The sequence below is a fragment of the Sporosarcina ureae genome, from assembly GCF_002101375.1.
Lineage (GTDB): Bacteria > Bacillota > Bacilli > Bacillales_A > Planococcaceae > Sporosarcina > Sporosarcina ureae_B.
This window is the reverse complement of record NZ_CP015207.1, coordinates 1,774,764-1,798,674: the sequence shown is the minus strand read 5'-3', so window position 1 is coordinate 1,798,674 and position 23,911 is coordinate 1,774,764. Positions and strand designations below refer to the sequence as shown.

The 23,911-nt window shown below is 41.1% G+C and carries 22 protein-coding genes; 13 read left to right on the top strand and 9 right to left on the bottom strand.

The window, feature by feature from the left end; all coding sequences use genetic code 11:
- Nucleotides 1–14 precede the first annotated feature (14 nt).
- Together SporoP8_RS08955 and SporoP8_RS08950 are read left to right on the top strand one after the other, a co-directional pair.
- Nucleotides 15–539, top strand: coding sequence for an RNA polymerase sigma factor (locus tag SporoP8_RS08955; protein ID WP_232319128.1), 525 nt, complete (start codon nt 15–17; stop codon nt 537–539).
- Nucleotides 532–1,848, top strand: coding sequence for a DUF4179 domain-containing protein (locus SporoP8_RS08950; RefSeq protein ID WP_085132185.1), 1,317 nt, complete (start codon nt 532–534; stop codon nt 1,846–1,848). Before SporoP8_RS08955 ends, SporoP8_RS08950 begins: the two co-directional genes overlap by 8 nt.
- Before the next feature lie 23 nt (nt 1,849–1,871).
- Here the strand turns inward: SporoP8_RS08950 and SporoP8_RS08945 are convergent, their stop codons facing one another.
- Together SporoP8_RS08945 and SporoP8_RS08940 are read right to left on the bottom strand one after the other, a co-directional pair.
- On the bottom strand, nt 1,872–2,645 hold the full coding sequence (locus SporoP8_RS08945; protein ID WP_085132184.1) for a purine nucleoside phosphorylase YfiH/LACC1 family protein: 774 nt from the start codon (nt 2,643–2,645) through the stop codon (nt 1,872–1,874).
- A complete protein-coding gene (locus SporoP8_RS08940; protein WP_085132183.1) occupies nt 2,642–3,775 on the bottom strand; it encodes an amidohydrolase in 1,134 nt (377 codons plus the stop codon). Before SporoP8_RS08940 ends, SporoP8_RS08945 begins: the two co-directional genes overlap by 4 nt.
- Nucleotides 3,776–3,941: 166 nt before the next feature.
- Between SporoP8_RS08940 and SporoP8_RS08935 the strand changes: the two genes are divergently transcribed.
- Nucleotides 3,942–5,558: an ABC transporter substrate-binding protein gene (locus SporoP8_RS08935; protein ID WP_085132182.1), complete on the top strand. Its 1,617-nt coding sequence runs from the start codon at nt 3,942–3,944 to the stop codon at nt 5,556–5,558.
- Nucleotides 5,559–5,917: 359 nt separating this feature from the next.
- Nucleotides 5,918–7,474 (top strand): ABC-F family ATP-binding cassette domain-containing protein, encoded by a 1,557-nt coding sequence (locus tag SporoP8_RS08930; RefSeq protein ID WP_085132181.1) that lies wholly within the window; start codon nt 5,918–5,920, stop codon nt 7,472–7,474.
- Nucleotides 7,475–7,591: 117 nt separating this feature from the next.
- Here the strand turns inward: SporoP8_RS08930 and SporoP8_RS08925 are convergent, their stop codons facing one another.
- Complete coding sequence (locus SporoP8_RS08925; protein WP_085132180.1) at nt 7,592–8,458, bottom strand: LysR family transcriptional regulator; 867 nt, start codon at nt 8,456–8,458, stop codon at nt 7,592–7,594.
- Between the two features lie 115 nt (nt 8,459–8,573).
- Between SporoP8_RS08925 and SporoP8_RS08920 the strand changes: the two genes are divergently transcribed.
- The 6 genes from SporoP8_RS08920 (at nt 8,574) to SporoP8_RS08895 (ending at nt 15,311) form a co-directional block, all read left to right on the top strand.
- On the top strand, nt 8,574–9,269 hold the full coding sequence (locus SporoP8_RS08920) for a CoA transferase subunit A (protein ID WP_085132179.1): 696 nt from the start codon (nt 8,574–8,576) through the stop codon (nt 9,267–9,269).
- Between the two features lie 15 nt (nt 9,270–9,284).
- Nucleotides 9,285–9,935, top strand: a complete 651-nt coding sequence (locus SporoP8_RS08915) for a 3-oxoacid CoA-transferase subunit B (RefSeq protein ID WP_085132178.1) — start codon at nt 9,285–9,287, stop codon at nt 9,933–9,935.
- 70 nt (nt 9,936–10,005) lie between these two features.
- Entirely contained in the window at nt 10,006–10,938 is a 933-nt protein-coding gene (locus SporoP8_RS08910) for a 3-hydroxyacyl-CoA dehydrogenase family protein (protein ID WP_085132177.1), read from the top strand.
- A gap of 109 nt (nt 10,939–11,047) precedes the next feature.
- Nucleotides 11,048–11,767 (top strand): GntR family transcriptional regulator, encoded by a 720-nt coding sequence (locus SporoP8_RS08905; protein ID WP_085132176.1) that lies wholly within the window; start codon nt 11,048–11,050, stop codon nt 11,765–11,767.
- A gap of 376 nt (nt 11,768–12,143) precedes the next feature.
- Nucleotides 12,144–13,793: an amidohydrolase gene (locus SporoP8_RS08900; protein WP_085132175.1), complete on the top strand. Its 1,650-nt coding sequence runs from the start codon at nt 12,144–12,146 to the stop codon at nt 13,791–13,793.
- Between the two features lie 48 nt (nt 13,794–13,841).
- Nucleotides 13,842–15,311, top strand: coding sequence for a sodium:solute symporter family protein (locus SporoP8_RS08895; protein ID WP_085132174.1), 1,470 nt, complete (start codon nt 13,842–13,844; stop codon nt 15,309–15,311).
- 130 nt (nt 15,312–15,441) lie between these two features.
- Here the strand turns inward: SporoP8_RS08895 and SporoP8_RS08890 are convergent, their stop codons facing one another.
- The 4 genes from SporoP8_RS08890 to SporoP8_RS08875 all read right to left on the bottom strand — a co-directional run bounded on the left by SporoP8_RS08890 (nt 15,442) and on the right by SporoP8_RS08875 (nt 19,251).
- Nucleotides 15,442–16,449 carry a FecCD family ABC transporter permease gene (locus SporoP8_RS08890; RefSeq protein ID WP_085132173.1) on the bottom strand — a complete coding sequence of 336 codons (1,008 nt, stop codon included), beginning with the start codon at nt 16,447–16,449 and terminating at the stop codon, nt 15,442–15,444.
- Nucleotides 16,446–17,453: a FecCD family ABC transporter permease gene (locus SporoP8_RS08885; protein WP_085132172.1), complete on the bottom strand. Its 1,008-nt coding sequence runs from the start codon at nt 17,451–17,453 to the stop codon at nt 16,446–16,448. The genes SporoP8_RS08890 and SporoP8_RS08885 overlap by 4 nt, the downstream gene beginning before the upstream one ends.
- 67 nt (nt 17,454–17,520) lie before the next feature.
- A complete protein-coding gene (locus SporoP8_RS08880) occupies nt 17,521–18,453 on the bottom strand; it encodes an iron-hydroxamate ABC transporter substrate-binding protein (protein ID WP_085132171.1) in 933 nt (310 codons plus the stop codon).
- 3 nt (nt 18,454–18,456) lie between these two features.
- Nucleotides 18,457–19,251: an ABC transporter ATP-binding protein gene (locus SporoP8_RS08875; RefSeq protein WP_085132170.1), complete on the bottom strand. Its 795-nt coding sequence runs from the start codon at nt 19,249–19,251 to the stop codon at nt 18,457–18,459.
- Nucleotides 19,252–19,373: 122 nt separating this feature from the next.
- On the opposite strand from SporoP8_RS08875, the gene SporoP8_RS08870 reads away from it, so the two are divergent.
- Nucleotides 19,374–20,420 (top strand): NAD(P)/FAD-dependent oxidoreductase, encoded by a 1,047-nt coding sequence (locus SporoP8_RS08870; protein WP_085132169.1) that lies wholly within the window; start codon nt 19,374–19,376, stop codon nt 20,418–20,420.
- A 54-nt stretch (nt 20,421–20,474) separates the two neighbouring features.
- On the opposite strand, the gene SporoP8_RS08865 is transcribed toward SporoP8_RS08870, so the two are convergent.
- Together SporoP8_RS08865 and SporoP8_RS08860 are read right to left on the bottom strand one after the other, a co-directional pair.
- A complete protein-coding gene (locus SporoP8_RS08865) occupies nt 20,475–21,155 on the bottom strand; it encodes an MOSC domain-containing protein (RefSeq protein ID WP_085133599.1) in 681 nt (226 codons plus the stop codon).
- Between the two features lie 53 nt (nt 21,156–21,208).
- Complete coding sequence (locus SporoP8_RS08860; RefSeq protein ID WP_085132168.1) at nt 21,209–21,541, bottom strand: DUF5658 family protein; 333 nt, start codon at nt 21,539–21,541, stop codon at nt 21,209–21,211.
- A 155-nt stretch (nt 21,542–21,696) separates the two neighbouring features.
- Here SporoP8_RS08860 and SporoP8_RS08855 point away from each other — a divergent pair, with 155 nt between their 5' ends.
- Together SporoP8_RS08855 and SporoP8_RS08850 are read left to right on the top strand one after the other, a co-directional pair.
- Complete coding sequence (locus SporoP8_RS08855) at nt 21,697–22,149, top strand: MarR family winged helix-turn-helix transcriptional regulator (RefSeq protein WP_085132167.1); 453 nt, start codon at nt 21,697–21,699, stop codon at nt 22,147–22,149.
- A complete protein-coding gene (locus tag SporoP8_RS08850) occupies nt 22,146–23,780 on the top strand; it encodes an MDR family MFS transporter (RefSeq protein WP_085132166.1) in 1,635 nt (544 codons plus the stop codon). Before SporoP8_RS08855 ends, SporoP8_RS08850 begins: the two co-directional genes overlap by 4 nt.
- Nucleotides 23,781–23,911 lie beyond the last annotated feature (131 nt).

Sequence of the window (23,911 nt, the reverse complement as noted above, 5' to 3'; positions counted from 1 at the left end):
GAGGTGATAGTCCAATGGAGATGAATGTAAAAGAGTTGCATAGAAAGGCAATCGTCGGCGATGACGACGCGTTTCTGGCAGTGATGCAACTGCATAAGGAATCGCTTCTGCGGACAGCCTTGGCTTTTCTGCGAAATGAAAACGATGCGATCGAAGCGCTGCAGGAAGTAACCTATCGCGCGTATAAAAAGATTCGCACAGTGAAAGAACCGAGCTATCTCAAGACGTGGCTCATTCGCATCATGATGAATTACTGCCAAGATCAGTTAAACCTTCGTAAACGATTCACTGTAGATGCTAGCGCATTGAAGACTGTATCTGCAGAGGATATTTCATATCTTGAGATGAGGGAAGCACTAGCAACATTGTCTGATGAAGAGCAACGGTTAATATACTTAAAATACTTTCAGGAATCGAAAATTAAAGATATTGCACAATCGGAGAATATTCCGGAAGGCACAGTGAAGTCGAGGCTTCACAAGACGATGCGTACGCTAAGGTCATACTTTGAAGATATAGGGGGTAGTGATCATGTATGAGAAAGAAGAAGAGCGGTTGAAGCAGTTGAAAGAGCATTTGGATCAACAACACCTACCTTTATCTCAAGCTGATCAAGCGATTCGTCAAGGTATGGAAAGAGCGCAGCGAGAAAAGCGAGAGAGTAGAAAGAGACAAAAGAGAATTTTTGGAAGTGTAGCCGTTGTGGCATTGTTGCTTCTGACATTCATTACGTCTATCCGCGTATCTCCTGTATTCGCTCATGCGGTAGCTTCTATTCCGGGTCTAGAGAAGTTCGTGGAATTGATTGCGATGGATAAAGGGCTCGATGCGGCGATTCAGAACGACTATTATCAAGAAATTGGGGTGACTCAAACGATTGATGATAAAACATTGACAGTAGATGGTGTTATTTTGGATGAGTCGGGAATTAATATTTTCTATACGATTGAATCTAATCATTCATTGAAAGGTCTACGAGTCGACTATATCAATCTAAAAGCGGAAGGGATTCCTGAAGGCAGCTTTTCTTATGGGAATGTGATGGATGAGGGAGAGAATTATACGTATAAAGATCGTATAACTTATCAGTTTAGTGAGCTATATACTTCGCGAAACCAGTCATTTGATTTGAAGATAGCTATCAAGTTAAAAGGCGAAGAGACAGTGTTTTCTGTACCGTTTACTGTGCCTGAACAAATCAAGCCGAGTGAAGTCTATGCGATAGACAAGGAAGTTGATATCAAAGGGCAGAAGTTTAGGGTTGAAAAGGTGATGATATCCCCATTACGGGTGGGTGTAAAAATCTCTATTGACCCCGACAATACGATGAAGATTCTACAATTCGAGGATATGCGGTTAGAAGATGAAAAAGGCGAGGTGTGGGGATCTATTCGAAACGGTACGACGGCGTTCGGCGGGGAAGACGGTAAATATACGTTCTTCCTGCAGAGTAATTACTTCTCGCAACCTGAAAAATTGTATTTGCGTATCAATAAAGTGCAGGCGTTAAAAGTGGAAGAGGCCTTTGCGGAAGTGAATACGGAAACGGGGGAATGGCTCAATCAGCCAAAAGACCAAAAAATCCAGTTACTGCAATCCAATAAACACCACGCCGAATTCATCATGAAGAATTCGGGCGATGAGGAATTTCCATTTTTCTTTATTGGTTCCGCTATTGATGCAAATGGGGAAGAAGTGGAAACCCCTATGACAGGAAAGTTTAGGGATGAAGAAGCGACACATTGGAACTTGAACTTCGATCGGACCGATTATGTGAATCCATTAAGGCTAGAATTATTCGCTTATCCAAATTACTTAGAAGGCGACATGAAAATAGAGCTAAAATAAAGATGCAGTGAGGGATCTTTTCCTCACTGCATCTTTTGCGTGGTTCGCTTGATGAAACTGACATGACGTCCTGCCTGCTTGTCTTGACGGTATGAAAAGCCGTTTGGACTCAGGAATGTACAAGTACGGTCGATTGTAATATTTGCTTCGGGTATTCCTGCCAACTCGCATTGTTTTTTCACGGTCAGTTGATTATTAATATGATATTTTTTTGTTTTGACTTGATAGTCGATCCATTGGTCTGCATAGCCGAGCTCGTGAAATTTCTTATAGACGTCTTCATCCACTTCAAATTTTTCTTGACTGAGTGCGGCGCCGATTTGAACATGAATTTGGCTCAGATCACATTGCTCATTATGTTGTAAGTGGCGGAACAGCTTTAGTGTAATTTCCTTTACAGTCCCCTGCCATCCTGAATGAATAGCACCTATTAATGTGCTGTCGTCACTGTAAAACAGTACAGGCACACAGTCCGCTGTTAAACTGCATAGTACCATGTCGGTTTCAAATGTATACAGTGCATCCGTATCTGCAATTGCCGTTTCTTGTCGCAATGCTCCTTTACCACGGTCTTGTGCAGTCACTTTATGAAAGTTCGCGCTATGTGTTTGGTTGGCAAATACGAAATCTTCCAACTCACATTGTAAGAAGCTCGCCAATCGTCGGCGATTGTTCGTCACATCAACTGCTGAAACACATGCATGCAAGGCCATATTATTGCATTCCGGTTCACTGCAATCTTTCATGGTCATCCCCGTTAGGATATTGTCGTGGTCTTGATAGATCATGGTTTTCATAACTCTTGATCCGCATTCAGCAATAGTTGCGTCAGAATTTGTGCACCATAAATTAATGCATCGGTATTGAAGGACATTTGTGGATGATGTAACCCTGGTTTCAAATCACAACCCAATCCAATCATCGTCGCTGGAATATCAGGTGTTTTCCAAGTGTAAAAATGAAAGTCTTCTGCTCCTTGAGAAATACATGGCACATCTACGTTTTCTTCTCCTAATACAGAACCAATCGCTCGTTGTGCCAGTCGAATTGCCGTGGCATTTTCCGTAGCGGCGGGTGAATAGCCTTCTTCAGTATATACAATCTCGGTCTCTGTCAGCGCTGCAGTATGTTGGATAATGTGGCGGGCTTTTGCTAACAGAGCATCCATTGTTTCATTCGTTTCCGCACGAACATCCAATGTGAACCGTGCACTGGCTGGGATAGAGTTGCTCGTTTCGCCACTATGCAATTCGGTGATTTTGATGGAAAACTTTTTATTGCCTTGCAAACGAATTTGACGCAGGGACTGGATTAGGAAACTTGCTGCTTCGATTGGGTTATTGCCTTCTTCAGGTCTCGCTGCGTGTGCAGGCGTCCCTGTTATTGTACCTGTAATAGTCGCAGACGAGCCGTGTAAAATTGCGGGGGCAGATTTACCGAATGGAACTTCCGTATGCGGGCGCACGTGCAGGCCACCTAGGAATAGAACATCTTCGAGCACGCCTTCTTTCATCATTTGTAACGCGCCTTCTGCTACCTCTTCTGCAGGCTGGAAAATAAATCGGATCGTATGATGCAAATCCATTTCGCAGTTTTTCAAAGCTAGTGCGGTATAGAGTGCCATCGTACTGTGCGCATCATGTCCGCAAGAATGGTTAGCCATTACTTTACCATCGACTTCCTGTACCAGTGCATCCATATCCGCGCGTAACGCAATGACGCCCTTCGTATGGCCCTTGATTTCTGCAATGAATCCGTGATGACCAGTAAAGCCGGTGATGCGTAAGCCGGCAGCCGAAAGCTGATCCTGTAAATACCGTGAAGTCTGCTGTTCTTGCCAGCTAGGCTCAGCGATGGCATGCAGTTCTTGATAGGTCTGTAGAATTTCCTTTTTATGATGTTCTATATAGTTTATTGGGTTAGTCATAAAGAATTGCCTCCATTTCAAGAAGTAGATGATGTTAAAAGTAAAACATATTGACTAGTAAACAGCAAAAATCATGATTACTCTTCATAGACTAATTGACTTTTCAAAACATTTACACGAGAATAGTAGGGTGGTAACTAGAACTATCAATTATAGGAGGATCTTTATGAAACGATTAATAATCGCAATGTGTCTGTTAGTAGGATTATTCCTCCTTAGCGCTTGTTCAAATACAGGTGACAAAGAGAATGCGTCTAAAGAAGAGGGACCGAAAAAAGGTGGCGCAATGATCTATGCAAGGGGAGCCGATTCGGTTGGACTCGATCCGATCAATATTACAGACGGCGAGTCGATTCGAGTAACACATGCAATTTTTGAAACATTATTTGAATATGATAAGGACTTACAGCTGCAACCCAAATTGGCTGAGTCGTATGAAACTAGTGAAGATGGTTTAACGTGGACGCTTGCGTTGAAAACAGGAGTACAGTTTCACGATGGAACAGACTTCAATGCAGATGCGGTAGTATTTAACTTTGAACGTTGGATGGATCCTGATAATGAATACCATATTGGTGATTTCCCTTATTATCCATTTCTTTACGGAGGGTTTAAAGGAGAAGATAATCATAAAATTGAATCTGTTACTGCGATAGATGAACAGACAGTGGAGATTAGATTGAAAGAGAAAATTGCCCCGTTCGTTAGCTATTTGGCTATTCCAATGTTCGGAATTGCAAGTCCGACAGCTATCGAAAAGTATAATGAACGATTCTTTGAAAACCCTGTTGGTACAGGCCCATTTAAATTTGAAAGCTGGTCTCGCAACGATAAAATCGTCGTGAAGGCAAATGAAAACTACTATGTAGAGAACCAGCCGATGCTGGATCAGATTATCTTTACAGTCATACCAGATAACTCTACGCGATTGAATGTACTTTTGAGTGGAGAAGCAGATTTCATTGATGGGATGAATCCAGAAGACGCAAAGACAGTGGAAAAAAATGAAAATCTCAAACTCGTTAAACGACCAAGTTTTAATGAGGGTTTTTTGGTTATGAACACGCAGAAGAAACCATTTGACGATGTAAAGGTCAGACAAGCCATGAATATGGCTATTGATAAACAGTCTATAGTTGATGGATTTTACAGCGGATTTGGGGAAGTGGCAAAGAATCCTATACCCCCTTCTTTATGGGGCTATAACGAAGACATCGAAGATTATGCTTTTGATTCTGAAGCAGCTAAAGCATTGCTAGCAGATGCAGGCTATTCGGGTGGTTTTGAGACGGAGATTTGGACAATGAATAATCCGCGACCCTATTTACCGCAACCAATGAAAACGGCAGAAGCGATTCAAGCGAATTTAAAGGAAATTGGAGTCAAAGCAACAATCGTGACATATGAGTGGGCAACATATTTAGAGAAGACAGGAAATGGTGAGCATCCAATGGCGTTATACGGTTGGACAGGCGTCATGGCAGACCCCGACAACTTCCTATATCCGAATCTAAGTAATACGAATATGGAGCCTCCTGCTAATAATAAAGCGTTTTACGATAATGAAGAATTCCAGAAACTGATTGAACAGGCGCGTGTTACGTTTGATCAAGATGAGCGGGCAAATCTGTATAAACAAGCACAAGTAATTTTTCATAACGATGCCCCGTGGGTTCCACTAGCACATACGACACCGCCTCTAGGATTTGCTAATTACGTTAAAGGTTTTGAACCACATCCAATGGAAAACGATAACTACGCAACAATATATTTAGATAAGTAACTGCAAAAAGTACAATAGATCATTTAAAGAAGACCCATGCAAGCATTCGCATGGGTCTTCTAATAGTATTCAGATTTTAACTCATGTACGTTGTATTGCGTATTGGAGTGCAAGATGTCTTGTCAATTCGTTAACTACTTATATGGCAGCATTGTATATAGCTAGATTTTCTTAACTTAAGTGAACATAGTGCCACACAGTGAAGTATGCAAATCAGTGGTATTTTGTTCATCTGCAACGTAAAAGGTGCTACATCTCATACTATTGTTTTTTCTTTTCTGAAGTAATTGTAAGTGGAGGGTGTTAAAATAACTTAGATAAGTTTAATCGCTATAATGGAAAAGGAATAGGTGTACAACATGAGTTTATTGACAGTAAAAAATATTAGCCACGGTTTCGGCGACCGTGTGATTTTCGAAGATGTATCATTTCGTCTATTGGCAGGTGAACATATAGGATTAGTAGGTGCAAACGGAGAAGGTAAATCTACATTTATGAATATCATTACGCATAAGCTGGAGCCGGATGCAGGAACAGTGACATGGTCAAAGCGTGTACGTATCGGATATTTAGATCAACATGCAGCTTTAAAGCAGGGGATGTCCATCCGTGATGTATTGCGCACAGCGTTTCAATATTTGTATGATATGGAAACGGAAATGAACAGTCTTTTTGCGAAGATGGGCGAAGTAGAACCAGACGAACTGGAAAGTTTGCTTGAAGAAACCGGGCAAATTCAAGAATCTCTAGAGCAGAGTGACTTTTACATGATTGACGCAAAAGTGGAAGAAGTCGCAAACGGTCTCGGGCTCGATGAATTCGGATTGGATACTGATGTGAATGATTTGAGTGGAGGCCAGCGCACTAAAGTATTACTGGCTAAACTGTTGCTTGAAAAGCCTGATATTTTATTGCTTGATGAGCCAACGAACTATTTGGATGTCGAGCATATTGAATGGTTGCGTACATATTTGCAAGAGTATCCAGGGGCATTCATTTTGATCTCGCATGATATTCCATTCTTGAACAGTGTCATTAACTTGATCTATCATATGGAAAATCAACAGGTCAATCGTTACCCTGGTGACTATGACGAGTTTTTACGTGTGCGTGAAATGAGACAGCAACAGGTCGAAGCTGCTTATAAAAAGCAACAGAAAGAAATCTCTCATTTGAAAGACTTCGTAGCGCGTAATAAAGCGAATGCGGCAACGAGTCGAATGGCAACGTCTCGACAGAAAAAACTAGATAAGATGGACATCATTGAGTTGGATTCTGAAAAACCGAAACCTCATTTTGATTTTAAAACGGCAAGAACACCTGGGAAATATTTATTTGAAACGACAGATCTAGTCATTGGATACGATGAGCCGCTGTCGAAGCCTTTGAATCTTTCAATGGAACGTGGACAGAAGATTGCTCTTGCAGGAGCAAACGGGATTGGGAAAACGACGTTGTTAAAAAGTATTCTCGGGGAAATAACCGCTCTTTCAGGTAAAGTGGAGCAAGGTGAGCATCTAGCAATCGGTTACTTCGAACAGGAAATGAAAACAGACACGGACAATACGTGCTTGGAAGAGATTTGGAGTGAATTTCCTCACTTTGCACAATATGAAGTACGTGCGGCTTTAGCGCGAGTCGGATTAACGACGAAACATATTGAAAGTAAGGTAAAGGTATTAAGTGGAGGAGAACGTGCGAAGGTGCGTCTTTGTAAACTGGTAAATAGTGAAACCAATTTATTAGTTTTAGATGAACCAACAAACCACTTGGATTATGATGCAAAAGAAGAACTGAAACGTGCTCTAAAAGAGTATAAAGGAAGTATCTTACTTATTTCACATGAACCTGACTTTTATGAAGATGTAGTATCTACTATTTGGAATGGGGAGACATGGACTACGAAGATGTTCTAAAAAACTAACCTGTTCCACGTGAAACAAAAACCAACCGGTAACGGTTGGTTTTTTGTTTCAATAACTTATAATACTTGGTTTAATTGAAATGTTTTGTACAGCTTTATTACACGTGCTTCAAAACATCTGCATAAATTTTTTCAATGCAAATGAATGATAACTGTTTTTCTTAGTGACGATGCCGAGCTTCCATAGTAAAGGTGGTCCTTCGATGGGAATCATCTTAATGTTTTCATTAGTAAATTTCGTCGATATCGATCGGGGAAGAAGCGTGATCCCCAGTTTTGCTGCAACCAGTTCAATGATCAAATCCCACTGGGAGCTTTCATACGATATAGTAGGATTAAACCCGGCCTCTTTGCAAGCACCTATGATATAGCGGTGTAAGGTAAAACTTTTAGAAAATAGGATAAGCTGCTCGTTTATTAACTCAGATAAAGCGACAGCATCTCGTTTTGCAAAAGGATGATCAGTATGGACAAACAGGAAGAATGTATCTGAGATAAAAGGCTGAACTTGGAAAGCGTCTTGATCTGTTGGTAGCACGATAATACCGACATCAATCTGGCCTTTATCTACAAGCTCTTCGACGACTTTGGCACCTAGTTCATGCAATTCAATTTTAATATGAGGGTAATTCTTTGAAAGACGTTTAGCGATCTGCGGAAAGAACAATGTGCCAATCAAAGGTGGCATGCCGATTTTAATTTCTCCTGATACGCCCTCGGCAAGATCTTCGAGTAAGACAGGGAGCTCGCCGAACAATTGGAGAATTTGTTGTCCTTGCTCATATACAATTACTCCTGCATCTGTCAAACGGAGGCTACGAGTAGAACGGTTGAAAAGGATAACATTCAGTTTTTCTTCAAGTTTTTTCACTGATTTACTTAGAGTGGGCTGTGATATATAAGAATGTTCAGCCGCCTTTGTAAAGCTTAGATGATTTGCTACTTCTATAAAAGCATGAAGGTCTTTAAGTTCCATAGCGATCCAACCTTTCAGTTATTCCAATTAAGAATAAGTTTCATTCACTATATTCATTTTACATATAAGTCAGAAATCTGTACACTATTACTAAAGAGTTGGAGGAGGTTACGGTATGAGTAAAGTGATGAATTCATTTATGGAAGCGGTTTCAGATATTCAAGATGGTGCTACGTTAATTGTGGGAGGCTTCGGTTTATGTGGTATTCCGGAAAAATCCATACAGGCGTTACAAGATAGTGGCGTAAAGGATTTAACGGTTGCAAGCAATAACTGTGGAATAGATGATGCGGGTCTTGGAAAGTTACTAGATAATAAACAGATAAAGAAGATGATTGCTTCTTATGTGGGAGAAAATAAGACGTTTGAAAAGCAGTTTCTTAATGGAGAGCTAGAAGTAGAATTGAGTCCCCAAGGAACGCTTGCAGAGAGAATTAGAGCGGGGGGTGCAGGGATTCCTGGATTCTACACAGCAACAGGGGTAGGTACACCAATCGCTGAAGGTAAAGAGACAAAAGAATTTAACGGCAAGACGTATCTACTTGAAGAAGGTATCGTCGGAGACTTTGCGCTTGTGAAAGCTTGGAAGGCGGATACACTTGGAAATCTGGTTTACCGCAAGACAGCGATGAACTTTAATCCGTTAGCTGCAACAGCAGGTAAAATAACGATTGCGGAAGTAGAAGAAATCGTGGAAGCCGGTGAGCTTACTCCAGAAGAAATTGATACGCCAGGCATCTACGTACAGCGAGTACTACTCGGAACAGATTACGAAAAACGCATTGAACGCTTAACAGTGAATAAAGCGTAAAAAGGAGAGATGAACATGACGGAAACACGAAATATAATCGTAAAACGTGCGGTAGAAGAAATTCAGGACGGTATGAACGTCAACCTCGGTATCGGTATGCCCACCCTTGTTGCTAACGAAATTCCAGCTGGTATGACGGTTTTATTGCAATCGGAAAATGGCCTGCTTGGCATCGGGCCTTATCCAGTAGAAGGGCAAGAGGATGCAGATCTGATCAACGCTGGAAAGGAAACGATTACGACAGTCCCAGGCTCGTCCTTCTTTGATAGTGCGGAATCGTTCGCAATGATTCGTGGTGGACACATTGACTTGGCAATTCTCGGTGGTATGGAAGTATCTGAAAATGGAGACCTGGCCAACTGGATGATACCAGGAAAAGTGGTGAAAGGAATGGGCGGCGCAATGGACTTGGTTGTCGGTGCAAAACGTGTCGTAATCATCATGGATCATGTCAATAAACACGGTGAATCGAAAGTTAAGAAAACGTGTTCGTTGCCGTTAACGGGTATTGGTGTGGTAGATCGACTCATTACGGATTTGGCTGTGTTTGATTTCACACGGGATGGCATGGTGCTTGTCGAAACTTCCGCTGGTATTTCCATAGATGAAGTACAAGACAAGACGGAAGCAAGTTTTACAATTTCTCCAAACTTTACGGCTAGATAATTCGATTGACGATACCAGCTTGCAAAGGTGTCGTCTTTTTCATTTGGATAACAGAATTGGGGGCAAGGTGATGGAAAGAATAGCAATTATCGGATGCGGTACAATGGGTCATTCAATTGCATTGAGTGCTGCGTGGGCGGGATACGATGTAACGATGTATGGAATAGCCATTGAAGAACTAGAGCGTGCGCTGACAAGTATTGAAAGTAAGTTGCAAGTGCTAAGGGATAATGATTTGTTGGCGGTTGAAGAAGTACAATCAGTGAAAGACAGAATTACTACAGTAACAACAATGGATGAAGCGGTGAAAGGTGCTACGTTCATTATCGAAGCAGTGCCTGAACGTCTCGAGTTGAAGCAACAAATCTTCAAACAACTCGATGAGCTTTGCGATCCATCCGTTATTCTGGCAAGTAATACTTCGGCAATCAGTCCAACTGACATTGCGGCTCAAACGAAACATCCTGAACGTACGGTCATCACACACTTTTGGCATCCGGCGCATTTGATTCCATTAGTCGAAGTAGTTAGAGGAGAGAGAACAAACGACCAGACAGTTGAACGTTCGATAGCATTAATGAATGGGCTAAATAAAAAGCCGATCGAAGTGAAAAAGGAAGCGCCCGGATTTGTAGGGAATCGTCTACAATTCGCTTTGTTGCGTGAAGCACAGCATATTCTACAAGAAGGAATTGCGACCAAAGAAGATATAGATGCCGCAGTTCTTTACAGTATCGGTAGAAGATTACCTGTCACGGGTCCTTTCTTATCGGCAGATATGGGTGGTCTGGATGTTTACACAGACATATCGAATTATCTATATAAGGATTTATCGAATGCACACCAATCCGCAGCTAGTATGCAGGAATTGGTGGAAGCGGGAGAGCTCGGTAGTAAAACAGGTAAGGGGTATTATGAGTGGAATACTTCGTTTACTGAGGAGATACATTCTGCGCGGGAAAAAGAACTGATACGTTATGTGAAGCAAGATAGGGGAATGTAAAGATTGCGAGCCTATAAAATGTCCATACAATATACTAAATAACGGAATTTACCAGACAACTATTAGAAATATAGTTGTCTGATAAACCGATGAGAAAGGAAAGTGTGGTATGAAATTAGATCCTCATAGTCCATTACCACTACACGTTCAACTTAAAGAAATAATCAAGAACTCTATCGAAGAAGGTCTTTATCAAGACAAGATCCCTAGTGAAAGAGAGCTAACAGAACAACATGATGTAAGTAGAGCTACAGTAAGAGAGGCTGTGTCCCAACTAGTTAGGGAAGGTATGCTGGAAAAGAAACATGGTAAAGGAACGTTCATATCGATAAAACCAATACATGACTGGCTAGGATCTTTAAGCAGTATGACTGAAACAATTAATCAAATGGGCATGAAGCCGGGGGCGAAGTTAATAGAGCATATGGTTGTGAAAACTCCAGAACCGGTTCGAAACTTTACAGATGAGGCTGAAATGTATGTAATCAAGCGCCTACGGTATGCTGATGAAACTCCATTAGCCATTGAAACTCATTATTATCCTGTGGATATAGGAAGAGAGTTGGCAGGGCTCGACATTGCTAATGGTGCAATTTATGATTTGCTAGAAAATGAACTCCATATTCAATTATCAGAAGCGGAACAGATTATAACGAGCAACACTTTGAATAGTGAAGATACAGAGTTATTAGGAATTAACCAATCAGATAATACTCTGCAAACGGAAAGGTTTTTGACGGATACGAAAGGTTCGTTGATTGAATACTATATCGCTAATTGTAAAGCTGATATGTATTCTTTTCACATTAAGCTATCAAGAGAAAGGTGAATTCATTTCACACCTCCGTATATTAGTAAATTAGTTGAATAACGGAAATCGCAAAAAAGACTTCTTTGAAATCATCTTTTGTAGATGAGCACAAATGAAGTTTCCTATATGGATATAAATGGGGGTCTGAACAAGGAAAGAGAACGAATCTATAGAATATTTCAATATATTATATTATTCGGAATATGTAGTGTACACAAATCTTTACTTATGCTAGTATATAAACAATTCTTAACTGGTACGGACAACATGATGAGTTGAGAATTATACTATTTGACGTTGAAAATAGATAAGCCATTCGTATTTTTTCACTACTAATTCGTTGGTTGATTTATTCGACACTCATTAAATTCACTTAAATGGGAAGGATGACAACATGATAAAAGCCGATTTAATTATTCACAATGGCACGGTTTTAACCCTTGATAAAGATAGCACTAAGGGGCGTTCGCTTACGAGTTATCAGGGACGTATAACGGGTATATGGGATGCAGAAAAACCACCTGAAGAGAAAATAATGCGGGCGGAAAAAGTAGAGGAAATAGACTTGAATGGTAAAACTATAATGCCGGGTTTTATAGACACTCATAATCATTTGCTGATGTATTCTCAGAATAAGGCCCAAGTAAACTGTTCATCGCCTTTACATAAAAGTATAAAAGATATACAAGCCAGCGTGACTAAAGAGTGCTCGGTTAAAGAAAAAGGAGAATGGATCTTAGGATATGGATATGACGATACCATGCTCGATGAAAAACGACATCCATCTAAAGAGGATTTAGACGCAATAAGTACAGTTCATCCGATTTTCATTCGACATATTTCAGGCCACTTAGCTGCGGCTAATACGGTTGCTTTAGAGCTTGCCGGGGTGAATAAGGATACACCAAAACCTGATGGCGGTTATTTTGGAAAGGATCAGAACGGTGAACTTACAGGAGTGCTATATGAACCTGGAGCTATGGATCTAGTATTTGACTTCGTGCCAATACCAAGTACTGAAGAAATAGTTGAACTGATAAGACAAGGAGCTCTTGATTATCTTGCGCAGGGTATTACAACCAATACAGATGCAGGAGTAGGTTTACATTTGCTTGAGAGAGAATTTGATGCTCATATACTGGCTGTTCAATCAAAGGCGAATCCTATGAAAATGCGTCTCATGATATTAAGTTATCTGTTGGAAAAAGGCGGAGTGTTTAGTGAATATACTGCTGTAGAACTTGATAAGGAAATCCGGAAAAAGACAAATGACCGTGCAAAGTTAGATAGTGCAAAGCTATTTCAAGATGGCTCAATCCAAGGGCTGACAGGTGCATTGCGGAAACCGTACTACTGCGATGATAAGCTGTATGGAGATTTAATATACACGCAGGAACAATTAAATGATTATGTGTTAGACTTCCATCAAAGAGGTTTTAGAATTGCTACACACGGTAATGGAGACCGTGCAATAAATTCCATTATAGAATCCTATGAAAGCGCTATCAATAATGGGGAACAGCGTGATCATCATCATCGTATAGAACATGTCCAAACAGCAACAGGAGAAGATTTGAAAAAGATGAAGTCGTTAAATATCGCAGCTTCATTCTTCATAAATCATATTTACTACTGGGGTGATCGCCACCGTGATATCTTCTTGGGACCAGAGCGGGCTAAGCGAATGAATGCATTACGCGATGCTAAGGATCTTGATATGCTTTATACACTTCATTCTGACTGTCCCATCACACCCATCTCCCCGTTATTCTCTATCTGGGTAGCTGTCAATCGCGTTACTCGAGACGGAAAAGTCTTAGGTGAAAATCAAAAGATAGATGTGGAATCTGCGTTGAAATCAATGACGATTTATGGTGCTCAGCTGAATTTTGAAGAGGATGAGGTAGGTAGTATTGAATTAGGGAAAGCAGCAGACTTTGTAGTATTGAACGAAAATCCTGTGGAAATTGATCCTATGAGAATAAAAGATATTATAGTAGAAATGACAATTATTGATGGTGAATTAGCGTATAAGAAGCCATGAAATAACAGATACCTATAGTGGACTTACTTGATAAATGGAGGAATGTAAATGGCTTGGTATGTAACTTATTCATCAGTATACTTCATAGCAATGTTTGCTATCGGTATTTATTACTTTACAAAGGTAAAAGATGCGGACTCCTACTTAATAGCAGGTTGGAATATGAAGTTTTGGAGTATAGTAGGCACAACAATCAGTACGAATGTGGGAGCAGCAGTTTTTATTGGTTGGGTAGGAATGGGTTTTACTGTAGGCATGTCCGGCTATTTTAAGTTTGCTTTACCAGCTTATCTGACGAGTATATTACTAATTTACGTTTTTAGTAAACCGCTTAGAAGACAGAGATTATATACGATGGCAGATTTGTTTGGCGAAAGGTTTGGTTCTAAAACAGGGATTATACCATCAGTATTATCTGCTTTTATTTATTCGGTTCCTGCTACAGCACTTCAAATTGTTGGAATGAGTACAGTATTTAGTATAGTTTTTCATATTGACGTGAAGGTAGGAATCTTCTTATCGTTTGCACTGATTCTTGGCTTTACAATACTCGGTGGTCTAGTAGCTGCTATCGTCACAGACGCATTACAAAGCTTTATCCTAGTAATTGGTTTGTTCATACTGGCATTTGCAGCACTAAAGTTTGGTGGCGGCATTTCAAGTGTGCTAGCCCAAACGCCGATAGAGTATTTATCTCCTGCTGGTCCCCATGGAATTGGAGAGGTGTTAATGTTTGCATTGACAGTAGCTCCATTCTACCTAATCTGGCAATCAACATGGCAACGGATTTTTGCATCGAAAAACGAAGAGGTTGCTATTCGAGCAGGAATAACGGGTTATGTTATAACATCTATTATTAGTATATTTCCTTTTGTAATCGGTGTAACAGCTCGTCAATTTGTGCCAGCGGATATTCATGCTGATTTAATATTTTCGTATGTAACTGTTGATTTATTACATCCGGCAATTGGAGGCATCGTAATTGTAGGTTTACTAGCTGCATTAATGACAGGTGCAGATTCATTTATACTTCAAGGCAGTTCCAATATTGCACAAGATTTGTATTTTCGTATGATTAATCCTAATGCCTCAGGTAAGCAAATGATGTTTGTTGCTCGTTTTAGTGTAGTAATAATTTCTGTTTTGGCATTAATTGTTTCTTACTTCATGACAGATATCATCAGTGTTTATCAGTGGGCATTAAGAATTTCCGCAACTACAATTGTCTTTCCATTTTTGGCAGTGATGTTCTGGAGAAGGACGACAGCACGGGGTATCGTTGCCAGTATGTTAGTAGCTGGTTTTGTCACTGTCATATGGCCATTTTTTAATACAGGACTCGATGAAGTAGTGCCTGGACTCTTGGCTTCTATAATGGGATTAGTTATTGTAAGTTTAATGACTAAACATTCATCGGAAGAGATCGTGAAAGCAGTATATTGGGAGGATCTTCCTTCCGCGTCTAGAAAAATAACCGGTGATGAAACTTTGGGAGCAGACAACGTAACAAACAGTTAACTATTCAACATACTTTCTTGTGCTTGTAAATTAAATTTAAATGGAACAATATATGATTATTATAATGCATAGACAATAAGGATGGAATTAGTGATCGCCAGAACACCCAAAGCGGGTAGTTCTGGCATTTTTATTTCTTCAATAGTAAATAGCAAAAGTATGGTGCGCCTATCAATGAAACGATAATACCCGCTGGAATACCACTCGGTTCCAAGATATTTCGTCCGATTGTGTCTGCTAACAACAGAAGAAAACTGCCGAGCAAGATCGCAATAGGTAAATTCATTCGATGGCGTGGACCGATTAGGGATTTGGCGATATGAGGCGCCATCAGACCGATGAACGCGATACCACCTGTAACCGACACAGCGGATGCAGCTAAAGCTACAGCGGTCAGCAATAGCACTAGACGCTCCCGTCCAAGCGACACACCAATTCCCGTCGCTACAGCTTCATTCAAACCAAGCATATCGAGCCGGTGTGCTTTAAATAGTGCGAACGGGATCAATATGAGCAACCAAGGTGCCAGTGCCCAAATATAAGGCCAATCAGTTCCCCAAATATTCCCGGCTATCCATCTTGAAATAAAATCGACTTTCTCTTGCTTGGCGGAAGAAGTCAATACGACCATCACACCTGATAGAGCCATTGAAAACCCAATACCCACTAGTACAAGGCGCATAGGCTGTAGTCCGTTTTTTCTACTGTAAGCAAAAAGGTAAATTAAAACCGAAGTGATGAGGGCTCCCCCAAATCCTACTAACGGTAATAAGTAAGTGAACGCGCCAGCCTCGATCGGTACAAATAAGAAAAATAGTGCAATTGCGACTCCAGCACCAGAATTTATCCCGATGATACCGGGATCAGCAAGGTCATTACGTGTGATTCCTTGTAAAATAGCACCTGACAAGGCAAGCGCGGCACCGGCCAACAACGTAATGATGATTCGTGGGAGGCGAATAGAAAACAGTACAAACTCTTCTTTGAAAGTGCCTTGACCAAGAAGAGTAGGGACTAGCCGGCTCCATTCAATAGAAGCAGATCCTAAGCCAAGTGCAAGAGTTGTCAGGAAGAGAATCAATACAATGAAGCATGCCAAAAGAATTCTTTGTTTTCTCCGTATATGTGGAAGTATCATGAGAATGCCTGACCACCTTTGCGTACGATTAAGAGAAAGAACGGTAATCCGATGATTGCAATTAATGCAGCAACAGGAGTTTCAAACGGTGCTTGTAATATTCGTCCAACCGTATCCGCTAGCAACATAAAAGTTGCGCCTAAAATAGCGGAAATGGGGATGATGAATCGATAATCTGTTCCGACGATTGCACGGACAATATGTGGAATCATTAAACCAACAAATGCTAGATTACCCGCTAATGCCACAGCGGCTCCTGCTAATAAGATAATAACCATAAACAACAAGACTTTTATTTTCACTGTATTTTGTCCAAGTCCAATCGCTACTTCTTCATTCAGACTCAATAATGTCAACTGACGTGAAAGTACGAATGCGACGAAAATACCTATGATGATGACTGGCGCAATGGTCTGTAATTGTCCCCATGAAGTGCCGATCAATCCGCCAGCCGTCCACATTGCCACATCCTTTGAAATCTTAAAATACAAACCAACGCCCTGAGCGATAGCGAATAAAAATGTAGAGACGGCTGCGCCTGCCAAGACCAGCCGAATAGGTGCAAAGCCGCCTCGCCTCGCGGAAGCAATACCAAAGACGATCAGCGCACCAACAGCAGAGCCGATGAAGCAAGCTGTCATGATGCCGAAATAGTTAATAGTTGGAATCAATGCAAGCGCAATGGCTAATGCGGCATTTGCCCCGGCAGTCAGTCCAAGCAACCCCGGATCAGCCAATGGGTTTCGCGTCATGCCTTGCATGATCGCCCCTGATACGGCCAAAGCCGCACCTACAAATACAGCACCTATTTCACGCGGAAAGCGTATTTCTTTCAGGATTAGAATAGAATCCTCTTGGTTTGACGTGAATGAAAGGTAGACATCTTGCCATGAAGTGTGAGCGGCACCAAGCTTCATGGCGAATAGGAAACTGATTAGTAAAAGTATCATGCTAGCAAATAATTTAAAACTAAATGGTATAGCTTTTTTAACGGGTTTATCCATTTTATTCATCCGCTCCTTTCTTGTCATAACAAAATGGGTTCTTCAATGAAGAACCCATTTTGTTTGATTACTTAGTTCCTAAAAAGCTTTTGATGAAGAAATCAAGCTGATTATCAAGTGTATAGGCATCATTGAAAGAGAATTCTGCTGTGTTTACCTGGTAGACTTGATCATTTTTGACGGCAGGAATATTCTTGTATGTTTCCGTTTCCAAGAATGAATTATCTCCTGTATCACTTTTACTCAAGATGACATAGTCCCCGGCAAATTCAGGCAAAACTTCTGCAGAAAGAGCATAATATCCGTCTTTCTCAGTCATTTCCTTTACTTTTTCAGGCATAGCCAGTTTCATTTCCTGGTAGAGGATTTCCGTTCCTCTTCCCCAGTTATCGCCGAAGACGTAAATTTGTTTGTCAAACTCTTCGATGACGGAAACTGTCGTATCTTCTCCAATTTTGGCTTTAATGTCTTTTCCTGCCTGCTGCGCACGTGCCTTAAATGCATCTACCCATTCTGTCGCTTCTTTTTCCTTATTCAATAACTTACCGATTTCGATTTGCTGTGTTAAATAATCTACTTTTCCGTATGTATACGTAACAGTAGGGGCAATTTCTTTTAGTTTATCAATGTTCTTAATAGTGTTAAGTCCAATAATTAAATCCGGCTCCAGTTCAATAATCTTTTCAATGTTTTCGTCCGACACTTCTTCTACATCTTTCAAAAATAAATCAAAGCTTGGATTATCTTTTGACCAAGACTCAGCTCCCACCAAATTCACGCCAAATTCATGTACAGTACCGGCAAAACTAGATAACACTACAACCCGTTGTGGATCTGCGGGAACCTCCACTGGACCTTCTTCTGATTCATAAGTAATCGTGTCGCTTGCTCCTTGTTCTTTTGCAGGTGTATCTTCTTTCGCAGGTTCTTCCTGTTTATTGCCGCAAGCTGCTAACGCAAGTACGAAAAGCAGAAGAGCAGGTAATAGAATTTTCTTCAACAGTTATTCGTCTCCTTTTAATAGATCATATGTGATACATAACGGTTTGCCCGTTCTTGGATCCGTTCCAATTTCGGCATCAATTCGAAATACTTCTCGCAGTATATCTGGCCGTATTACGTCCTCGCACACGCCTGCGCATACAATGTCTCCATCTTTCATGGCAATGATAAAATCGGCAAAACGTGCTGCTTGATTCAAATCATGAAGGACCATGACAATGGTGCGTTGCTGCTCTTCATTAAGCCTTTGCAATAGCTCTAGCACTTCTAGTTGATGTGCCATATCTAAATAGGTAGTCGGCTCATCTAGGAAGATGATATCTGTTTCCTGGGCAAGTGCCATCGCGATCCAAACACGCTGGCGTTGACCACCGGATAATGCATCGACTTGACGGTATTTGAAATCAGTCGTATTGGTGACTTCAAGCGCCCAATTGATAACATCCATATCACGCGCTGTCAAACGTCCCAGTGCATTCTGGTAAGGAAATCTACCGTAGGATACCAATTCACCAACTGTTAAACCGCTGGCAGCTTCTTGTGTCTGAGGAAGAATAGCCATCTTTTGCGCGAGCTGCTTCGTCTTTTGTTTAACAATATTTTCGCCATCTATTATCACTTCTCCTGACTGATGCGGAATTAAGCGCGTGACGGCTTTTAGAAAAGTTGATTTGCCACATCCGTTTGCTCCGATAATGGCAGTTACTTTCTTGTCAGGTATTTGAACCGATAACCCTTTAACAATCAGGTGATCATCGTATGAAACGTGTAGATTTTCTGCATACAAGCGAGCCATTTCGTGAAATCATACCTTTCCTACTAAGTAATCATTGATAATGATTATCAATATCGTTACAATGAAAACTATAAATTGAAATGCAAGTGATGTCAATAATTATTTATAAGGGAGAAGATGGAATGAAACAAGATCAGCTACTGGACGTAACGATTATCGGCGGCGGACCTGCGGGGTTATATGCTGCTTTTTATAGTGGATTGCGTGAAATGAAGACGAAAATCATTGAATACCAGCAGCAACTTGGTGGAAAGATCCATGTCTACCCAGAAAAAATGATTTGGGATATTGGCGGTATGACACCGGCACCAGGAGCGCAGGTAATTGAACGGCTTGTGGCCCAAGGGTTAACTTTTGATCCGGAAGTCGTGCTCAATGAGAAAATAGTGAAGATCGAAAAGATAGCAGACAAGCATTTTGCATTACATGGCTCATCCGGTACTGTTCATTACAGCAAAACCGTAATAGTAGCAACTGGTACAGGTATTTTGAATCCACAGAAGATTGAAGTGGAAGGCGCAGAACGCTTTGAAGTGTCGAATTTGAACTATACGGTAAAATCTTTAAGACGTTTCAAAGGAAAGACCGTCCTGATTTCAGGCGGTGGGAACGCGGCAATTGACTGGGCCAATGAACTGCAACCGATCGCTAAGAAAGTGTACCTAACTTATCGAAAAGAGAATTTAAACGGCCATGAAGCGCAAGTGCGACAACTCTTTGAGAGTGGTGTGGTCTGTCACTTTAATACGAATATATCTCGATTCATTGCGTCTGCGGATCATAGTTCAATTGAGAAAGTGGAGCTACGAGACAATGAAGAAGAAACAGTTACCACGATAGCCGTAGATGAAGTCATCATTAATCACGGTTACGAGCGTGATACTTCGTTAATTGGCGACCAGCAACTAGGTGTTGAACTAACGGAACATAAACAGATTGCCGGAACGTGCACGAGTGCTACGTCTATAGAGGGGATGTATGCGGCAGGGGATGTACTGAGCCACACAGGCAAACTACATTTAATAGCAGGGGCATTTCAGGATGCAGCGAATGCTGTGAACTGCGCCAAACTCTATATTGATCCCGAAGCAAATGAAAATGGTATGGTATCTTCTCACAATGAACTCTTCAAGGAACGAAATCGTGAATTGGTCAAACAGCTCATATAAACAAAAAAAGAACTGACGGACGATATGTAACTATCGTAGTGTCAGTTCTTTTATTTAGATATTCTTGAGCTTCTCTAGCCGTTTCATCAGCATGTCTTGCCACTCTTTAGCCAGTGCATCGACTTCTAAAATTCGCTTCAATCCTTCCACATCTTTAGGGCGCTGAAAATACACTTCATTTGCATAGAGGATGGAAACTTCGTTTGGATCTTGTTGAAGCAAAGTAATTGCAGAATCTGAACGAACAATTCCTTCTTTCACGACACGGCATAAATAGCCTGTGAATCCAGTGTTGACCATCTCTTTCATCAGATTAGGCAAGCCAGTACGCTTACTAATTGTGCTGCAAGGAACCCGACCTTGCGTTACTTGAATAATGGCTTCACCTACCTGGAAAATGTCTCCGATGCATATGTCTTCCTCTAGCATCCCGTCCACTGTGAGGTTTTCTCCGAAAGTAGAAGAGGGCAATATGCAGGAGAACTCTTTTTCCCAGAAAGTGTAATGCTCCCCCGGATAGATACAGACTGCGCGATCAGGTCCACCATGATGTTTCGTATCAGCAATCCCATCACCTTGAAAACCTTCTTTAGAAAGATAGACTTCCGCAGATGTTTGTTTACATATAGCGCTGACAAATTCTTTTCCACTCATTGTCTGCAAAGTACGTGGCAACCCGATTGCCAACGTTCGTAATGTTGGAGAAATGTTCAATAAGTTCCCTTCTTTCCGCATATTCATATATACAGTATACAATACATACGGTTTGCAGGAAGGATACTATCATTTCAAAACGCCACTACAATTAACCAAAAAATATGAATGAACAACACAGCAATATAAAGAAATAAGGCAGTCGTCAAGGTAATGCGCACGACGACTCCCGACGATCGAATGGTTAGCAGATATAAAAGCAGTAGCGGCAAACCTAATTTGACGGCATAAAACAAAAAAATGCTTGTTTCATACATAAATGCGACAAACAGATTAGCTTCCTCTATGTGGCCGGTTCGCAAACCGTAATCAGTGAATAGGGCGTCTAATAAACAAAGGCAAGCTAATAGAAAGCCCACATTCAATAATCTGTTTTGTTGAATAGGAAAATCCTTTACTGTATTCATCTTATTCACTCCTAACATACAGTGTAAGTAGATAGGATGTGTATAAGATGATCTATTTATTCATTTAAATCATTATTTGACAACATATTTTTTGAGCATTATACTTTAATCATTAAAGTATTTGGCGATTAAATTATATATTGGAGGTATGGCCAGTGGCAGATGAAAAAGAGTTGTTTTCCCGTTTCGAGGAATTGTTTTGGCAAGTGACACGGAATATGGGGCAGATCTGGAAGAAGATTTTTGACGAGCATTTTCCTGGTTCGCAGTCACACTTGGTCTTTACTTTGGAACGCCGTGGCACGATGCGTATGTCTGAACTGGCAAGTGCCCTGAATCTAACGGCAGGAGCGGTAACAAGTGCCTCTGACAAATTGATCGAACACGGTTATGTAGAAAGATTTCGTGATGAGAAAGATCGTCGCGTTGTCTATCTGAAAATAACAGACAAAGGCAGAGAGACTATGTCGGAATTACGGACGCAAGGTCGACAAACGATGAAGACCGTATTTGCGCATTTAACGGAAGAAGAGTTACAGCAATTCATTGATACGTTCGAAGAAGCATCCAGTGTCATCACTACGATTAGAGAGGAAAACAATATATGAACGATTTGAATGATAAACAGAAAGTAACCATCATGATTGCGATTATGACGGCAATGTTTTTCTCTGCGATCAATCAAACGATTATCGGTGTTGCGATGCCACGAATCATTGCGACACTTGGCGGTTTGGACTATTATACATGGGTGATAACGATTTACTTACTGACGATGGCGGTAGCTACTATATTGGTAGGGAAACTGTCTGATATTTATGGACGAAAACCGTTTCTGCTTGGCGGTATCGGGATCTTCGTAATAGGCGCATTTTTATCTGGTCTATCTGCTGATATTTTCCAACTAATCGTGTACCGTGGGATTACGGGAGTTGGTGCGGGTATGATCATGTCTACCGCGTTTACTGCGGTCGGTGATTTATATTTACCACGTGAAAGGGCAAAGTGGACCGGTTTAATGAGTGGTATTTTTGGCATTTCAAGTGTCTTAGGCCCATTGATGGGCGGGTATATTGTAGATAATCTTGACTGGCACTGGGTATTCTGGGTGTTCTTGCCGCTTGGAATTATTGCGTTTGCCATGATCTTCAAGCTATTCCCGAAAGTTCCGCGTCGTGAAGGGGAATCTATCGATTACTTTGGCTCATTCTTCCTAACGGTCACGATTGTTGCTTTGTTAATGTCATTCAGTTTAGCGGGGGAAGGAGCAGGGAAATTTGCTTGGTCTTCCTGGCAGATTCTCAGTTTATTCGCATTGACTGTGGTGGCATTGATTGCCTTCATAATTACAGAGACAAAAGTGAAGACACCTGTACTTCCATTGTCATTGTTTAAAAATGATATCGTAACGATTTCGAATCTCGCTGGATTCCTTCTTGGAATGGGGATGATGGGTGTCATGATTTATACACCATTCTTCATTCAAGGAGTAAAAGGGATTTCACCAAGCGGTTCAGGGCTCATTATGATGCCGATGTCGATTTTCATGGTATTTGCTACCACCTTTGCGGGAGCCTATATGACCAAGGCTGGTAAATATAAAGGACTGGCGATTATCGGCTTAAGCGTTACGACAGTGGGGATCTTTTTACTGTCGACGATCACGATTACTACGCCAGTGTATGTGATGATTGTGTATCTATGTATTATTGGCGTTGGACTTGGAGCAAGTATGCCCGTTTTCTCATTAACGGTACAAAACGCTGTCAGCTTACGACAGCTCGGCGTCGCATCCGCGTCTTCCCAACTGTTCCGTTCACTCGGCAATACGATGGGTATCGGGATTTTAGGAGCTATCATGAGTTCACGAATGGCCTCCGGGATAAAAGAGATGCTCGCTGAAGAAGGCAGTGTAGTCGATACGTCAAAAATACCGCCTGAACAAGCGCAGCAACTAGGGCAGTTAATGAATCCGGAAATTTTGATGAATCAACCAAAACTAGAAGCAATTCAAAATGGTTTGCCGGTAGAATTGCAAAGTGTGGCGGCAGACATGATCGCTTCGGTCAAGGATGTATTCAGTGATGCATTGACAACAACGTTCTTTGCCGGTGCAGGCATTATGATAGTAGCAGTCATTGTCACGATCTTCCTGCGCGCGATTCCATTAGTTTCCTCCAAGGATACAAAGCCGCTGACTTCTAAAAAAGAAGAAGAAACTTTGCATACATTACAGTAATAACATATGTATGGTTAGTAGGTGCTTTACCATAACTCAAACCTATTGAATCAGTCTACAGGAGAAAAAACACATGGGAATTCCTCGGGGACCGTGTCGGGTGTCATGACAATTCACTTGTCGATTCCTGA

What these genes read in the sequence shown, in the direction of transcription:
- SporoP8_RS08955 (WP_232319128.1), top strand. Translation starts at nt 15, where the DNA reads ATGGAGATGAATGTAAAAGAGTTGCATAGAAAGGCAATCGTCGGCGAT.
- SporoP8_RS08950 (WP_085132185.1), top strand. Translation starts at nt 532, where the DNA reads ATGTATGAGAAAGAAGAAGAGCGGTTGAAGCAGTTGAAAGAGCATTTG.
- SporoP8_RS08945 (WP_085132184.1), bottom strand. Translation starts at nt 2,645, where the DNA reads ATGAAAACCATGATCTATCAAGACCACGACAATATCCTAACGGGGATG.
- SporoP8_RS08940 (WP_085132183.1), bottom strand. Translation starts at nt 3,775, where the DNA reads ATGACTAACCCAATAAACTATATAGAACATCATAAAAAGGAAATTCTA.
- SporoP8_RS08935 (WP_085132182.1), top strand. Translation starts at nt 3,942, where the DNA reads ATGAAACGATTAATAATCGCAATGTGTCTGTTAGTAGGATTATTCCTC.
- SporoP8_RS08930 (WP_085132181.1), top strand. Translation starts at nt 5,918, where the DNA reads ATGAGTTTATTGACAGTAAAAAATATTAGCCACGGTTTCGGCGACCGT.
- SporoP8_RS08925 (WP_085132180.1), bottom strand. Translation starts at nt 8,458, where the DNA reads ATGGAACTTAAAGACCTTCATGCTTTTATAGAAGTAGCAAATCATCTA.
- SporoP8_RS08920 (WP_085132179.1), top strand. Translation starts at nt 8,574, where the DNA reads ATGAGTAAAGTGATGAATTCATTTATGGAAGCGGTTTCAGATATTCAA.
- SporoP8_RS08915 (WP_085132178.1), top strand. Translation starts at nt 9,285, where the DNA reads ATGACGGAAACACGAAATATAATCGTAAAACGTGCGGTAGAAGAAATT.
- SporoP8_RS08910 (WP_085132177.1), top strand. Translation starts at nt 10,006, where the DNA reads ATGGAAAGAATAGCAATTATCGGATGCGGTACAATGGGTCATTCAATT.
- SporoP8_RS08905 (WP_085132176.1), top strand. Translation starts at nt 11,048, where the DNA reads ATGAAATTAGATCCTCATAGTCCATTACCACTACACGTTCAACTTAAA.
- SporoP8_RS08900 (WP_085132175.1), top strand. Translation starts at nt 12,144, where the DNA reads ATGATAAAAGCCGATTTAATTATTCACAATGGCACGGTTTTAACCCTT.
- SporoP8_RS08895 (WP_085132174.1), top strand. Translation starts at nt 13,842, where the DNA reads ATGGCTTGGTATGTAACTTATTCATCAGTATACTTCATAGCAATGTTT.
- SporoP8_RS08890 (WP_085132173.1), bottom strand. Translation starts at nt 16,449, where the DNA reads ATGATACTTCCACATATACGGAGAAAACAAAGAATTCTTTTGGCATGC.
- SporoP8_RS08885 (WP_085132172.1), bottom strand. Translation starts at nt 17,453, where the DNA reads ATGGATAAACCCGTTAAAAAAGCTATACCATTTAGTTTTAAATTATTT.
- SporoP8_RS08875 (WP_085132170.1), bottom strand. Translation starts at nt 19,251, where the DNA reads ATGGCTCGCTTGTATGCAGAAAATCTACACGTTTCATACGATGATCAC.
- SporoP8_RS08870 (WP_085132169.1), top strand. Translation starts at nt 19,374, where the DNA reads ATGAAACAAGATCAGCTACTGGACGTAACGATTATCGGCGGCGGACCT.
- SporoP8_RS08865 (WP_085133599.1), bottom strand. Translation starts at nt 21,155, where the DNA reads ATGCGGAAAGAAGGGAACTTATTGAACATTTCTCCAACATTACGAACG.
- SporoP8_RS08860 (WP_085132168.1), bottom strand. Translation starts at nt 21,541, where the DNA reads ATGAATACAGTAAAGGATTTTCCTATTCAACAAAACAGATTATTGAAT.
- SporoP8_RS08850 (WP_085132166.1), top strand. Translation starts at nt 22,146, where the DNA reads ATGAACGATTTGAATGATAAACAGAAAGTAACCATCATGATTGCGATT.